The sequence below is a fragment of the Kutzneria sp. NPDC051319 genome (assembly GCF_040682195.1).
Classification (GTDB): Bacteria; Actinomycetota; Actinomycetes; order Mycobacteriales; family Pseudonocardiaceae; genus Kutzneria.
Genome location: NZ_JBFBAM010000028.1, coordinates 25,090 through 39,671 on the forward strand (window position 1 = coordinate 25,090; position 14,582 = coordinate 39,671).

The window sequence follows — 14,582 nt, forward strand, 5'->3', positions numbered from 1 at the left end:
GGAATGTTAGCGCTAACGGAACCGCTTGTGGTCGGCGTGGACTTCGGCACGCTGTCCGGCCGGGCCGTGGTCGTGCGCGTGCGGGACGGCGCCGAGCTCGGCAGCGCGGTCTTCGAGTACCCGCACGCCGTCATCGAGCAGACGCTGCACGGGCGGCCACTGCCGCCGGACTGGGCGTTGCAGGTGCCGTCCGACTACGTCGACGTGCTGCGTGACGCGGTGCCGAACGCACTCCGGGCCGCCGGCGTGTCCGGCGACAACGTGATCGGCATCGGCACCGACTTCACCGCCTGCACCATGATTCCGGTGACGGAGGACGGAACTCCGCTGTGCGAGTTGGCCGAGTTCCGGACCGAGCCGCACGCCTACGTCAAGCTGTGGAAGCACCACGCCGCGCAGGGCCAGGCCGACCGCATCACGGACCTGGCCCGCAGCCGCGGCGAGAAGTGGCTGCCCCGCTACGGCGGCCTGATCTCCTCGGAGTGGGAATTCGCCAAGGGCCTGCAGATACTGGAGGAGGCCCCCGAGGTCTACGCCGCGATGGCGCGGTTCGTCGAGGCCGCCGACTGGATCGTCTGGCAGCTCACCGGAAACTACGTCCGCAACGCCTGCACCGCCGGTTACAAGGGAATCCACCAGGACGGCGCCTACCCGAGCGCCGACTACCTGCGCGAGCTCAACCCCGGCTTCGAACGCTTCGTCACCGACAAGCTGGCGCATCCGCTGGGGCAGTTGGGCGACGTGGCCGGCCGGCTCACGGCACAGGCCGCCGCGTGGACCGGGCTGCCGCCGGGCATCGCGGTCGCTGTCGGCAATGTCGACGCCCACGTGACCGCGCCCGCCGCGCAGGCCGTGGAGCCCGGGCAGCTGGTGGCGATCATGGGCACCTCCACCTGCCACGTGATGAACGGCGCCGAACTGCGTGCGGTGCCCGGCATGTGCGGAGTCGTCGAGGGCGGCATCGTGCCCGGTCTGTGGGGCTACGAGGCCGGGCAGAGCGGCGTCGGCGACATCTTCGGCTGGTTCGTCGAGCACGGCGTTCCGCCGGCCTACCACGACAAGGCCCGTGAGCTCGGCCTCTCCGTGCACCAACTGCTCACGGGTCTGGCCGCCCAGCAGGAGGTCGGCGAGCACGGGCTGGTGGCGCTCGACTGGCACAGCGGCAACCGCTCGGTGCTGGTCGACCACGAGCTGTCCGGCCTGATCGTCGGGCAGACGCTCGCGACCCGCGCCGAGGACACCTACCGCGCGCTGCTGGAGGCGACCGCCTTCGGCACCCGGGTCATCGTCGACGCGTTCATCGACGCCCAGGTGCCGGTGACGGAGTTCGTCGTGGCGGGCGGCCTGCTCCGCAACCCGCTGCTGATGCAGATCTACGCCGACGTGCTGGACATGCCGCTGTCGGTGATCGCGTCGGAGAACGGGCCCGCGCTGGGGTCGGCGATCCACGCCGCCGTCGCCGCCGGGGCGTACCCGGACATCCGCGCGGCCGCCGCCGCCATGGGCTCGGTCGAGCGCGACGTGTACCGGCCGATCCCGGAGAACGTGCCCGCCTACGAGGAGCTCTTCGCCGAGTACCTGACCCTGCACGACCACTTCGGCCGTGGGGCCAACGAGGTCATGCGCCGGCTCAGGCGTCGCCGGCGGGACGCCAGGAAAGGACGAGACCAGTGACGTCTGCCCGCGCCGATGTGCGCGAGACCATCGCCCGTCTGCGCCGCACGGTCGCCGAACTGCACGGCGAGCTCACCCGCAACGGCCTGGTCAGCTGGACCGCCGGCAACGTGTCCGCGCGTGTGCCCGACCGGGACCTCATGGTGATCAAGCCGTCCGGGGTGTCCTACGACGAGCTCGGCGAGCACACGATGGTCGTCACCGACCTGTCGGGCGAGCTGGTCGAGGGGGACCTGGCGCCGTCCTCGGACACCGCGGCGCACGCCTACGTCTACCGGCACATGCCGGAAGTCGGCGGGGTGGTGCACACGCACTCCACGTACGCCACGGCATGGGCGGCGCGGGGCGTGCCGATTCCCTGCGTGCTCACGATGATCGCCGACGAGTTCGGCGGCGACATCCCGGTCGGCCCGTTCGCGCTGATCGGCGACGACTCCATCGGCCGGGGCATCGTGGACACGCTGCGGGCCAGCCGTTCGCCGGCGGTGCTCATGCGCAACCACGGGCCGTTCACCGTCGGCAAGGACGCCCGCGCGGCGGTCAAGGCCGCGGTGCTGGTCGAGGACGTGGCCCGGACCGTCCACATCGCACACCAGCTCGGCGATGTCCTCGCGCTGGACCGCGAGGACATCGACCGCCTGCACCACCGCTACCAGAACGTCTACGGACAGCGTTGACCTCACAGGAGATTCCAGCCATGAGCGCCAGCAAGCCGAAGCTGTGGTTCCTCACCGGCAGCCAGCACCTGTACGGCGAGGACACGCTGCGCCAGGTCGCCGCCCAGTCCGAGCAGGTGCAGCAGCTGCTCACCGCGTCCGGCCGCATCCCGGCGGAGATCGTCGGCCAGCCGGTGCTCACCGACGCGGCCGCCATCCGCCGGGTCATGCTGGCGGCCAACGGGGACCCGGACTGCGTCGGCGTGATCGCGTGGATGCACACCTTCTCCCCGGCCAAGATGTGGATCACCGGGCTCGACGCGCTGCGCAAGCCGTTGCTGCACCTGCACACGCAGCTGCACCGGTCGCTGCCGTGGGCGAGCATCGACATGGACTTCATGAACCTCAACCAGGCCGCGCACGGCGACCGGGAGTTCGGCTTCGTGCAGACCAGGCTCGGTGTGGCCCGCAAGACCGTGGCCGGGCACGCCTCCGACGCCCGGCTGCTCGGCCGGGTCGAGGACTGGACCCGTGCGGCGATCGGCCTGGCCCGGATGAGGACGTTGCGGCTGGCCCGGTTCGGCGACAACATGCGCGACGTCGCCGTGACCGAGGGCGACAAGGTGGAGGCCGAGCTGCGCTTCGGCGTCTCGGTCAACACCTACGGCGTCAACGACCTGGTGTCCTCCGTGGACGCGGCGGCGGACAACGCCGTGGACGAGGTGGTGGCCGATTACGTTGCCTCCTATGCGCTGCGTCCCGAATTGGCGCCGGGCGGCGACCGGCACGAGTCCCTGCGGTACGCCGCCAAGATCGAGGTCGGGCTGCGGCAGTTCCTGACCGAGGGCGGCTTCGGCGCCTTCACCACCAACTTCGAGGACCTCGGCGGGCTGCGCCAGCTGCCGGGCATCGCCGTGCAGCGCCTGATGGCCGACGGCTACGGCTTCGGCGGCGAGGGCGACTGGAAGACCGCGACGCTGCTGGCCGCGGTCAAGGCGATGGGCCGGGGGACCGGGCTCGGCTCGTCCTTCATGGAGGACTACACGTACCACTTCGGGCCGGGGGAGCCGAAGATCCTCGGCGCGCACATGCTGGAGGTCTGCCCGAGCATCGCCGCCGCGCGGCCGTCCTGCGAGATCCACCCGCTGGGCATCGGCGGCCGGGAGGATCCCGTGCGGCTGGTGTTCGACGCGGCGACCGGCCCGGCCGTGGTGATCGGCCTCGTCGACCTGGGCGACCGCTTTCGGTTCGTGGCCAACGAGGTCGAGGTGGTGCCGCCCGACGAGCCGCTGCCGAGCCTGCCGGTGGCCCGCGCGGTGTGGCGGCCCTCGCCCTCGCTCGCGGAGTCCGCCGAGTCCTGGCTGACGGCCGGCGGCCCGCACCACACGGTGCTCACGCAGGCCGTCGGCGCGGAGGCGCTGCGGGACTTCGCGCACATGCTCAACACCGAACTGCTGGTGATCGACAAGAACACCGACGGCGCCGACTTCGGCGACCGCATCCGCTGGAACCAGGCCTACTACCGGCTGGCCCAGGGATTCTGACCGCTCGCACACTGACAGGAGTGCTCATGAAGTTCGCACGTTGGGCGACGGCCGGCGTCGCCCTCTCCCTCGGCGCCGCACTGACCGCGTGCGGCTCGGCGGTCAAGACCGTCGACCAGGCCCCGGCCGCCGGGTCCAATGCCGGCGCGCTGGTCGGCGTGACCATGCCGACCAAGTCCTCCGAGCGCTGGATCCACGACGGCGACAACATCCGCAGCTCGCTGGAGAAGCTGGGCTACAAGGTCGACCTCCAGTACGCCGAGAACGACATCCCGACCCAGGCCAACCAGATCGAGAACCAGATCACCAAGGGCGCCAAGGCGTTGATCGTCGCCTCGATCGACGGCACCGCCCTGACCACGCAGCTGCAGGACGCCGCCGACCGGCACATCCCGGTCATCGCCTACGACCGCCTGATCCGCAACACGTCCACTGTGGACTACTACGCCACCTTCGACAACTTCAAGGTCGGCGTCGAGCAGGCCACCTCGCTGCTGACCGGCCTGAAGGTCAAGAAGGCCGACGGCTCGGACGACCCGAGCGTCAAGGGCCCGCTTGACATCGAGCTGTTCGCCGGCTCCCCGGACGACAACAACGCCACCTTCTTCTTCAACGGCGCGATGTCCGTGCTCAAGCCGTACCTGGACAAGGGCACGCTGGTGGTCCGCAGCGGCCAGACCGACTTCGCCACCTGTGCGATCCTGCGCTGGGATCCGGCCACCGCGCAGAAGCGCATGGAGGACCTGCTCACCAAGACCTACAACGGCGGCGCGAAGGTGGCCGGCGTGCTCTCGCCCTACGACGGGCTGTCCATCGGCATCCTGTCCGCGTTGAAGAGCAACGGCTACGGCACCGCGGGCCAGCCCTACCCGGTCGTCACCGGCCAGGACGCCGAGGTCGCGTCGGTGAAGTCCATCGTCGCCGGCGAGCAGTACTCCACCGTCTTCAAGGACACCCGGCAGCTGGCCAAGACCGCGGTGGACATGGCGCAGGCGGTGCTGACCGGGGCCAAGCCGCAGGTCAACAACACCAAGGATTACGACAACGGCAAGAAGGTCGTGCCGTCGTTCCTGCTCCAGCCGGTGATCGTGACCAAGGACAACTTCCAGAAGGAGCTGGTGGACTCCGGCTACTACACCGCGGGCGAGCTGAAGTAGCGGCCATGACCGAGTTCATCCTGACCATGGCCGGGATCGGCAAGTCGTTCCCGGGCGTGCGCGCGCTGGCCGACGTGAGCCTGTCCGTGCGCCACGGGGAGATCCACGCGATCTGCGGTGAGAACGGCGCCGGCAAGTCCACCCTGATGAAGGTCCTGTCCGGCGTGTACCCGCACGGCTCGTACGACGGCGAGATCACCTTCGACGGGCAGCGCTGCGAGTTCGGCGGGATCCGCGACAGCGAGCGCCGCGGCATCGTGATCATCCACCAGGAGCTGGCGCTGTGCCCGCAACTGTCGGTCGCGGAGAACATCTTCCTCGGCAACGAGCAGACGTCCGGCGGGCTGATCGACTGGAACCGCACCAACCAGCGGGCCGGCGAGCTGCTGGACCGGGTGGGGCTGCGGGAGTCGGCGGTGACGCCGGTCGGCGAGCTGGGCGTCGGCAAGCAGCAGCTGGTGGAGATCGCCAAGGCACTGTCCAAAAAGGTCAGACTGCTGATCCTGGACGAGCCGACGGCAGCGCTGGGCGCCGACGACTCCGCGCACCTGCTGGATCTGCTGCGTGGCCTGCGCGCGGACGGGGTGACCTCGGTGATCGTCTCGCACAAGCTCAACGAGATCATGGCGATCGCGGATTCGATCACCGTCCTGCGCGACGGCCGGACCATCGAGACGCTGGACGTGGCCGCCGACGCCGTGACCGAGGACCGGATCATCGCCGGCATGGTCGGCCGGGACCTGGAGCACCGTTTCCCGCCCCACGAGCCGAAGATCGGCGCGGAGGCGCTGCGTATCGAGGACTGGACGGTGCACAGCCCGTCCCGGCCCGACCACGCGGTGGTGGACCGGGCCAATCTCGTGTTGCGGCGCGGGGAGATCGTGGGCCTGGCCGGGCTGATGGGCGCCGGCCGCACGGAGCTGGCCATGAGCGTGTTCGGCCGGTCCTACGGCCGGGACATCTCCGGCCGCCTGGTCAAGGACGGCCGGCCGATCGAGGTCCGCTCGGTGCGGGAGGCGATCGCCAACGGCATCGCCTACGTGACGGAGGACCGCAAGCGCTACGGGCTCAACCTCATCGAGGACGTCAAGCGCAACATCTCCGCGGTGGGCCTGTCCCGGCTGGCCCGCCGCGGCTGGGTCAACGAGAACGAGGAACACCGGGTCGCCGGCCGGTTCCGCGCCAGCATGAACATCAAGGTGCCCACCGTGAACACCGTGACGGGCACCCTGTCCGGCGGCAACCAGCAGAAGGTCGTGCTGTCCAAGTGGATCTTCACGGATCCGGACGTGCTGATCCTCGACGAGCCGACCCGCGGCATCGACGTCGGCGCCAAGTACGAGATCTACTCGATCATCAACCGGCTGGCCGACGAGGGCAAGGCCGTGCTGGTCATCTCCTCGGAGCTGCCCGAGCTGCTCGGCCTGTGCGACCGGATCTACACGCTGGCCGCCGGCCGGATCACCGGCGAGGTGAGCCGGGAGCAGGCCACCCAGGAGCGGCTGATGCGGCACATGACCAGGAACCAGGAGCAGAACCCATGAGCGGCACCGCGTCCCCGGCCACCGAGCAGATCTCCGGCACGCTGCCGCGGCCCCGCGAGCCGCGCCGGTTCTCGTTCAACCCGAGGCAGAGCGGCATCTACGTGGCGTTCGCGCTGATCGTCGTGCTGTTCTCGGTGCTGACCGGCGGCACGATGCTGCAGCCGGAGAACATCTCCAACATCATCGTGCAGAACTCGTACGTGCTGATCCTGGCCATCGGCATGATCCTGATCATCATCGCCGGCCACATCGATCTGTCCGCGGGCTCGGTGGTCGCCGTGACCGGCGCGGTGTCGGCGGTGCTGATGGTCAACCTGGACATCCCGTGGTTGCCGGCGCTGCTGATCACGCTGGTGGTCGGTGGGCTGATCGGCGCGTGGCAGGGCTACTGGGTCGCGTACTTCGGCATCCCGGCGTTCATCGTGACGCTGGCCGGCATGCTGGTCTTCCGTGCGCTGACCCTGACCGTGCTGGGAAACCAGGGCATCGGCCCGTTCCCGGACCCGATCCGCACGCTGTCCAACGGCTTCACCGACGGCTACCTGGGCAACATCGGCCTCGGTCCGCTGGGCGGGGCCGACCTGGTGAGTCTGCTGGTGGGCGTGCTGGTCGTGGCCGGGATCGCGGTGTCGCAGTGGCGGGCCCGCCGGGGGCGGCTCCAGTACCTGCAAGCGGTCGATCCGCTGCCGGTGTTCCTGCTCAAGACCGGTGGCGCCGGTGTGGTGGTCCTCGCCGTTGTCGTGCAGTTGGCGCGGTTCAAGAACATTCCCTGGGTGCTGGTGCTGCTGGCCGCGCTCGTGCTGTTCTACTCGGCGCTGACCACGCGCGCGGTGTTCGGCCGCCGTATCTACGCCATCGGCGGCAACCTCCAGGCCGCGACGCTGTCCGGCGTCAAGGTCAAGTCCGTGGTGTTCTGGATCTTCGTCAACATGGGCGTGCTGTCCGCGCTGGCCGGCGTGATCTTCGCCGGCCGGCTCAACCAGGCCGGTCCGACCGCGGGCACTTCGTTCGAGCTGGACGCCATCGCCGCCGCCTTCATCGGCGGCGCCGCCGTCCAGGGCGGTGTGGGCAAGGTGGTCGGCGCGATCACCGGCGGCCTGATCATGGCTGTCATCAACAACGGCATGTCGCTGATCGGCGCGCCGAGCGAGCAGGTGATGCTGGTGAAAGGCCTGGTGCTGCTCGCCGCGGTGGCCTACGACATCTGGACCAAACGCCGCGGCGCCGCGGCCCGCTGAGAGACGGAGCCGGGACCGGCCTTCGCCGGCCGGCCCCGGCTTTCTGTCAGCGCCTAACCCTGGTACCCCGAGCAGACGATGCGGATGGTGTCGATCCGGTCGTCCCGCGCGGTGTAGTAGGCCTGCTGCTCGACCATGCGGTCGGCGTCGGCGCTGCGCACGTGGAACCGGTAGCCGACCTCGTGGCAGTCGCCGACCTGGCCTGTGTTGACCGCGCGCAGCTCGATGTCGCCCTGGTGGGTGCCGAACCAGGGGCCGAGGATGATCTTGTCGACCACCTCGTCGGCGTCGGTGGACGTCCAGTGCCGCCCCGGGGTGAGCGCCTCGAACGCCACGGAGTCGGCCAGCACGGCGCGCAGGGCGCCGGCGTCGCGCGCGGCGATGGCCCGCGCGAACAGTTCGCCTTGAGTGGTCATGGCGATGGTTCCTTTCGGTAGCCGAACGAGGAACGCCGAGGTGCGTCTCCTCCAGTTGGTTTTCCGTCGGCTACGAGACTCGCTCGTTCCCGGGGCCGGGCGCATGGGGCGCTCGCCCCATCTTCGGCGGGCGTCAGGCCGGGAAGGCGCCGGTGAGGCCGTGTTCCAGCGCGAAGAGGCCGGGTCAGCCGGCCGGACAAGCCGGGGCGGTCGCGAGCTCGTGGGCGACGGCGGCGATGTTGACGTCCATCAGGGTCGGCAGTGAGGCGACGTTCGGGTAGTTCGGGTACCGGTTGTCGATCTCGGCCTTCACGGACACCAACTCCTCGGGCGTGACCGTCGCGCCGCCGGGGGAGTCGGCCGTGGCCGCCGGCGCCACGAAGGCCCGGAAGTCGCGGATGTACTGAGCCTGCTTGGCAATCAGGCTCGGCGACCCCGGTGCGCCGTGCCCCGGATACAGCGTCCGGGCGTACGGGAAACGGGCTCGCAGCCGGTCGAGGTCCGCCAGCCAGCCGCAGCTGTGCTCTTCCAGCAGCGCCGGGGTCATGTGGTTCGACACGACGTCGCCGGGGAAGAGCTTGTGGCTCAACGGTTCGTAGAACGCGGTCGCGGCATCGGTCTCGCCGGGGCCGAACTCGGCGGTCTCCAGCCGCAGGCCGCCGATGGTGATCGGCTGGTTCGGCGTGATCACGTGGTCCGGCACGGTCATCACGGCGGGGTAGTCGGCCCCGTCGATCTGCCGGGTCAGCGCGTAGAAGCCCTTCGAGTCGGTCCGGATCTCCGTGCTGGTCGCGGCCGTCGCGTACATCGGCGCGTTCGGGAATGCCTTGTGCAGCACGCCGAGCCCGCCGACGTGGTCGGGGTGCGCGTGCGTGATGACGATCCCCGCCACGGGACGGCCGGTGGCGCGCAGTTCTTTGACGATCTTGCACGCCTCGGACAGCGTGCGGCCCGAGTCGATCACGATGAGACCGAGCGGCGCGGAGATCCACTGCACGGTGACCGAACCGGGATTCGGCGACGCGTCCCGGCCCACGTCGAACGGCCGGGCCGAAGCGGGAGTGGCGGTCAGCAGCAGGAGAACGAGCGCGAGGATCAGCTTTTTCACTGGAACCGCCCCGCATTGGCGACGGCCCAGTCCGCGAACGTGCGCGGCGGGCGGGCGGTGACCTCGGTGACCGTCGGGTAAACCGTTGCCTCGTCGAGGATTCCGTCGGAGTAGAAGCCGAAGAACGCGTCGACGTACTCGGCCGGCATCTGGTGCAGCATCTCGGCCCGGGCCTCGTCGTCAGGCTGGGCCTCGTAGCGCAGGTCCCGTCCCAGGGCCTGGCCGAGGATGCGCACGCGATCGCCTGGCCGCAGCGCTTCCGGCCCTGTGACAGGGTATTCGCGGCCCTCGTGCTCGGCCGACACCAGCGCTTTTACCGCGACGGCCGCGATGTCGGCCGGGTCGATGACCGCCGACGGCACGTCCGACCACGGCGCGCGCACCACACCGGCCTTGATCTGCGCCGTCCACTGGAACGCGTTGGTCATGAACATGCGTGGCCGCACCATCGTCCACGCCAGCCCGGACGCCCGCAGCGCGTCCTCGGTCTCGATCATGTAGCGCGCGACGGCGTTGCCGCGGTCGCCGGTCTCGGCCGAGCCGCCGGACAGCAGCACGACCCGCCGCACCCCGGCCTTCTCCGCCTCGGCGAAGATGTCCGGCGAGTAGCCGCTGAGCAGGAACACCGCGCTGGCGCCGGTCAGTGCCGGGCCCAGCGTCGACGGCTCTGTCAGGTCGGCGGCCACCGCCGTGGCGCCGACAGGAACCCTTGCCTTCGCCGGATCCCGCGTCAGAGCGGTCACGGCTTCGCCCACTTCGACCAGTTGGCGAACTACTTCTCGGCCCACGTTGCCGGTCCCCCCGGCCACAACGATCATGCGGTCCATGCTAGCCCCGGGCATTCGGCGCGGATGGTCGTTCGCCGGATCGCCGACGTGCCCGGCCTGCTCCGCCGTGAGGACGTGGTCAGCTCAGGTTGTCGGCGACACGTTGTGGTTGATCCGGAACATGTTGGTCGGGTCGTAGGCCTTCTTGACGGCCACGAGCCGCGCGTAGCGTTCCGGGCCGTAGATCGCGGCGGCGTCGACGGCCTCCTCCGGGGCGAGGTTGTTGACCAGCCGCCGATCGCCCTGCCAGGGCGCCATGCCGTCGAGCAGGGCGCCGATGGACTGCTTGAGCCGGGGCTGCTCGTCCAACGGCCCGACCTCGACGCCCAGCAGGCTGTACGGCAGGCCCCTGGTCGCCACGGCGTTGGGCACCGCGGGCTCGCGATCCCACGCCCCGCCCAGGGCCCGCAGCTCGGCGATCCACATGGTGGTGTCGGAGCCGGGGCCGACGAGTTCGACCAGCTTGTCCTGCGCCTGCTCGGGGAATTCCCGCAGCATGATGCCCCGTTCGTAATAGGGCAGCGGCTCGGTCGGCTCGTCGTGGATGGATGCGACTTCGCTGTACGGCATGTCGCGCACGGTGTCCATGATTGTCGGCGCTATCGCCCGCAGCTGTGCGATCGACTGCTCGCCGTCCTCGGCCGGGCCGCTGAAAGCGAATCGCACCGTCACGGCGAACACGCCACGCAGCGGCTCGGGCAGTTCGGGCAACGGCGGCAATCGCAATGCGGCGAACGACGAGACCATGGTTTCCGGCGTGTCCGGGAGCCAGGCGGTCCAGGCGCGCAGCACGTCGGCCATTCGATCGCCGGCGAAATAGAGGCCGCCGCCGTAGATGCGGGGCACCGGGAACAGATCGAATTCGAGCGCGGTCACCACGCCGAAGTTGCCCTTGCCGCCCCGCAGCGCCCAGAACAGCTCGGGTTCGGACGTGGCGTGGACGTGGCGCAGCTCGCCGTCCGCGGTCACCACCTCCAGCGAGCGCACGTGGTCGGCGGCGTAGCCGTGGGCGCGGCCGAGGGTCGGGCTGAGGCCGCCGCCCAAGGTGTAGCCGGAGACCCCGACCGTGGGATTCGAGCCGTTCAACGGGGCCAGGCCGTCCTTGGCCGCCGCCGCGACGACCTCGCCCCACAGCGCCCCGGCGCCGACGCGAGCCGTGTGGCCGACCGGGTCGATGACCACGGCGTTCATCCGGTGGGTCGCGATCACGACGGCGCCCCGGGCCGTGCCGACCATCTGGTGGCCGGTGGTCTTCACCAGCACCGGCCGGTGCCGGGCCGCGGCGAATGCGACCGCCGCTTGGACGTCCGCGGCGTTTTCCGCGACCACGATCACCGCCGGCGTCAGCTCGTGATTCAGATTGAAGACGGCCCGCTCATTGTCATATCTCTCGTCGCCCGGCAGCACAACCAGACCCGCCACAACGGCGGCGAGTGAAGCGGCATCATCGGGCGACACAGATGAATCGTCGAATGTCACACCTCCCAGGCAACGTGACCGACGGCTGTCCCGCAAGGCGAGTCGGCAGGTCGGGCAGCCGCCATTGCCGGGGGAGATGTGAACGAAGTGAGTCAACCTCTTATCGGGACATGAATTCGCCGGATGGAGACATGATCAGCGCTGTTGGAGGAACCAGCGGGCCAGCTCGGTGCGGGTGCTCAGGCCGGTCTTGGCGAGAATTCGCCGGACGTGGCTTTCCACGGTGCGTTCGGACAGCACAAGCAGGTCCGCGATGGCCCGGTTGGTGAGCGCCTGAGCGACCAGATCGGTGATCTGCTGCTCCCGGGGCGTCAGCGGGTTCTCGGCGTTGGCCCCGGCCGAGGCCAGGAATGCGTCCGCGGCCCGCGTCAGGCCGGGCATGTCCAGCCGCCGCGCGTCGGCTGCGGCGGTGCGGGCCAGCTCGGCGGCCCGGCGGCGATCGCCGGTCAGCTCCAGCGCGCGGGCCAGTCCCAGGCGACCTAGCGCGACATATGGCGCCGCGCCGAGCTGGGCGTCGATCCGTAACCCCGCCTCGAAATGCCGCACTGCGGCGGCCGGCTCGTCGCAGCCGAGGTCCAGCTCGCCCAGCATGCGGGCGGCGGAACCCTCGTACGACACGGTTCCCGCTCCCATCACGTCCGACTCGTCGCACAGCCCGGACAGCACCTCGCGGACCGCCCGGCACCCGGCCTGGTCGCCGAATTCGACGGCCAGACCGGGCAGATAGGCCAGCGCCGCGGAGGCCAGACCCCGACTCAGGGTGGAGACGGCATGAACGAGCGGCCCGGCCAGCGCCAGCGCCTCGTCCCGCCGACCGGCCAACAGCACTGCGGACGCGAGAGCGGCCTGCGCGACCGGCGGATAGGACCGCATCTCCGGCAGGTGGTCCGCCCAACCGGGGGCAAGATCGGTGGGGTCGCCGCGCAGCAGCGCGAGGCCGATCGACTGGGCGAGCTCGGTGAACTGCACGGACCTGTCGGCCCAGTCCGCGGCGACGTCGGCGGCCTGGACGCGCAGCCGGCGGTTGGCGGCGAAATCCCCGTACAGCGCGGCCAGCGATGCCTGACGGCGCAACACATGCCACCGCACCAGGGGCAGTCCGGTCCGGTCGGCCAGCGCCGACATCGCGCCGACCTCGCGGGCCACGCCCGCCGGGTCCGCCCGGTGCACGGCGGCGTCCGAAAGCCAGATGTGGGCCCACAACCGGGCCATCGGCCGACCGGCCGGCTCGGCCAGCTCGATGGCCCGCCGCCCGAGCGCGACCATCTCCTCGTTGAACCGCGGCCGCCACTCGACTCCGGCCCGGGCCCTGATCGCGTCCAGCTCGGCGTTCGGGTCGCCGCTGGCCATCGCCAGCTCCAGCGCGCCGCGCGATCGGCGGGACGCCTCGTCGTTCTCCTCGAGTTCGAAGAGCACGCACGCCAGCTGGGCCTCCACCCTGGCCCGCAGCGCGGCCGGCGCGTCGGCGCCGAGCAGGCGGAGCGCGCGGCGGCACAGGTCCTCAAGCCGGCGATTGACCTCGGGATGCCCGACGCCCTGGACGATGATCGCGGCGCGGCCCACCACCTCGCCACGGCCGGTCCGCTCGCCGTCTTCCGCGGCCTGCTCGCAGGTCTCGGCGCTCTGTCCGATGTGGCCGGCGAGGTACTGCACCCTGGCCAGGTCGAGCAGCAGTTCGGCCCGGTCCGGCGCGCCGGCGTCGAGTGCCAGGCGCACATAGGACGCCGACTGCTCGTAGGCGCCGGCCGCCCGCGCCGCCTCCGCAGCGCGGATCGCCCACGGGATCGCGTTGCCGGGTTCGCCCGCGCGATGCCAGTGCTCGGCCACCGCCCCGGCCCGCTCGTCGCGGCCGACCGCCAAGGGTTCCAGCAGCTCCGCGGCCGCCCGGTGCAGCGACGCCCGCCGTGACGGCGACAGCGAGGCGTACGCCGCGTCGCGGACCAGCACGTGGGCGAACCGAACCCGGTCACCGGGCGCGATTTCCACCAAACCGGCCGGCACGGCGGGGAGGAAGCGTTCGAGCGCGGCGCTCGGCGAGTCGACCCCGATCAGCCGCGCCACCACGTCAGGTTCCGTGTCGGGCCCGAGCACCGTCAGCGCCTCGACCGCCGCTGCGGCTTCGCCGCCGGAGGCCTGCATCGCCGCCGTCACGAGATGCCGCAGCGCGGGCGCCGTCCCGGCGGCGTCCTCCCAGGCCGTCCCACTGCGCAGCGTGTCCGCTGCCGCCCGGGCCAGAGTCCTGAGATAGAGCGGATTGCCGCCCGACAACTCGGCCGCGCGCCGCACCACGGCCGTGTCGGTGCCGTCGACGGCGGTCGACAACAGCAGGGCGGACTCGCTCGGCGACAGCGGGCCGAGGCCGACCACCTCGGCCGCACGGTGCGTGCACAGGGCGGCCCCGTCCCGGTGCACGCCGACGACCAGCAACGGGAGCCGGCGGACCTCGGCGGCGACGCGGTCCAGCAGGCGCAGCGTCGCCCGGTCGGCCCACTGGAGATCGTCAAGCACGACCAACAACCCCGACCCGGCACAGGCCTGCTCACCGAGCGCGTCGAGCACGGCGGTGTCGGCGGCGAAGATCGCCGCCGTCGACTCCTCGGCCGAGCTGTACTCGCGCTGGGCAGTCCCGGCGATGAGAGCGGCTACGGCGGCGCGTGGCGCGGGCAGTTCCCGTAGCGCCCGGGCCCATGGCCACAGCGCCGGCATCCCCGCATCGGCGACGGCCGCGCCCCACCCGACCGGCATGCCGCCGGCGCCGGCTACCAGCTCCTCGACCAGGCGGGTCTTGCCGATCCCGGCCGGCCCGCTCACCAGCACCAGGTGGCCCGACCCGGCACGGGCGTCGGCCAGCTGGCGGCGCAGCAGGCCCAGCTCGGCCCGGCGCCCGACGAGCGAGTCCGTCGAGGTCACGGGGGCAGTATCACCGATGCAGTACCGGC

The 14,582-nt window shown here is 71.0% G+C and carries 11 protein-coding genes; 6 read left to right on the plus strand and 5 right to left on the minus strand.

The genetic code is table 11. The features are described from left to right. Positions 1–3 precede the first annotated feature (3 nt). The 6 genes from araB to mmsB are packed head-to-tail and all read left to right on the plus strand — an operon-like array spanning position 4 to position 7,813. Positions 4–1,674, plus strand: coding sequence for a ribulokinase (araB, locus tag AB0M73_RS25965; RefSeq protein ID WP_363895382.1), 1,671 nt, complete (start codon positions 4–6; stop codon positions 1,672–1,674). Continuing rightward, the gene (locus AB0M73_RS25970; RefSeq protein ID WP_363895160.1) at positions 1,671–2,351 is read left to right on the plus strand and encodes an L-ribulose-5-phosphate 4-epimerase; all 681 of its coding nucleotides are present in this window, start codon (positions 1,671–1,673) and stop codon (positions 2,349–2,351) included. Before araB ends, AB0M73_RS25970 begins: the two co-directional genes overlap by 4 nt. A 20-nt stretch (positions 2,352–2,371) precedes the next feature. Continuing rightward, positions 2,372–3,874 (plus strand): L-arabinose isomerase, encoded by a 1,503-nt coding sequence (araA, locus tag AB0M73_RS25975; RefSeq protein WP_363895163.1) that lies wholly within the window; start codon positions 2,372–2,374, stop codon positions 3,872–3,874. Between the two features lie 26 nt (positions 3,875–3,900). Then, a complete protein-coding gene (gene chvE / locus AB0M73_RS25980) occupies positions 3,901–5,031 on the plus strand; it encodes a multiple monosaccharide ABC transporter substrate-binding protein (RefSeq protein ID WP_363895166.1) in 1,131 nt (376 codons plus the stop codon). A 5-nt stretch (positions 5,032–5,036) separates the two neighbouring features. Next, on the plus strand, positions 5,037–6,575 hold the full coding sequence (gene mmsA, locus AB0M73_RS25985) for a multiple monosaccharide ABC transporter ATP-binding protein (RefSeq protein ID WP_363895169.1): 1,539 nt from the start codon (positions 5,037–5,039) through the stop codon (positions 6,573–6,575). After that, on the plus strand, positions 6,572–7,813 hold the full coding sequence (gene mmsB / locus AB0M73_RS25990; RefSeq protein ID WP_084578764.1) for a multiple monosaccharide ABC transporter permease: 1,242 nt from the start codon (positions 6,572–6,574) through the stop codon (positions 7,811–7,813). The genes mmsA and mmsB overlap by 4 nt, the downstream gene beginning before the upstream one ends. A gap of 53 nt (positions 7,814–7,866) precedes the next feature. Here the strand turns inward: mmsB and AB0M73_RS25995 are convergent, their stop codons facing one another. From AB0M73_RS25995 to AB0M73_RS26015, 5 genes are all read right to left on the minus strand, one after another. Next, complete coding sequence (locus AB0M73_RS25995; protein ID WP_363895172.1) at positions 7,867–8,229, minus strand: hypothetical protein; 363 nt, start codon at positions 8,227–8,229, stop codon at positions 7,867–7,869. Positions 8,230–8,413: 184 nt separating this feature from the next. After that, entirely contained in the window at positions 8,414–9,337 is a 924-nt protein-coding gene (locus tag AB0M73_RS26000) for an MBL fold metallo-hydrolase (RefSeq protein ID WP_363895175.1), read from the minus strand. Then, positions 9,334–10,155 carry an NAD(P)H-binding protein gene (locus AB0M73_RS26005; RefSeq protein ID WP_363895178.1) on the minus strand — a complete coding sequence of 274 codons (822 nt, stop codon included), beginning with the start codon at positions 10,153–10,155 and terminating at the stop codon, positions 9,334–9,336. Before AB0M73_RS26005 ends, AB0M73_RS26000 begins: the two co-directional genes overlap by 4 nt. 93 nt (positions 10,156–10,248) lie before the next feature. Then, on the minus strand, positions 10,249–11,622 hold the full coding sequence (locus tag AB0M73_RS26010) for an FAD-binding oxidoreductase (protein WP_363895181.1): 1,374 nt from the start codon (positions 11,620–11,622) through the stop codon (positions 10,249–10,251). Positions 11,623–11,778: 156 nt separating this feature from the next. Beyond that, positions 11,779–14,553, minus strand: a complete 2,775-nt coding sequence (locus AB0M73_RS26015; protein ID WP_363895184.1) for an AAA family ATPase — start codon at positions 14,551–14,553, stop codon at positions 11,779–11,781. Between the last annotated feature and the right edge of the window lie 29 nt (positions 14,554–14,582).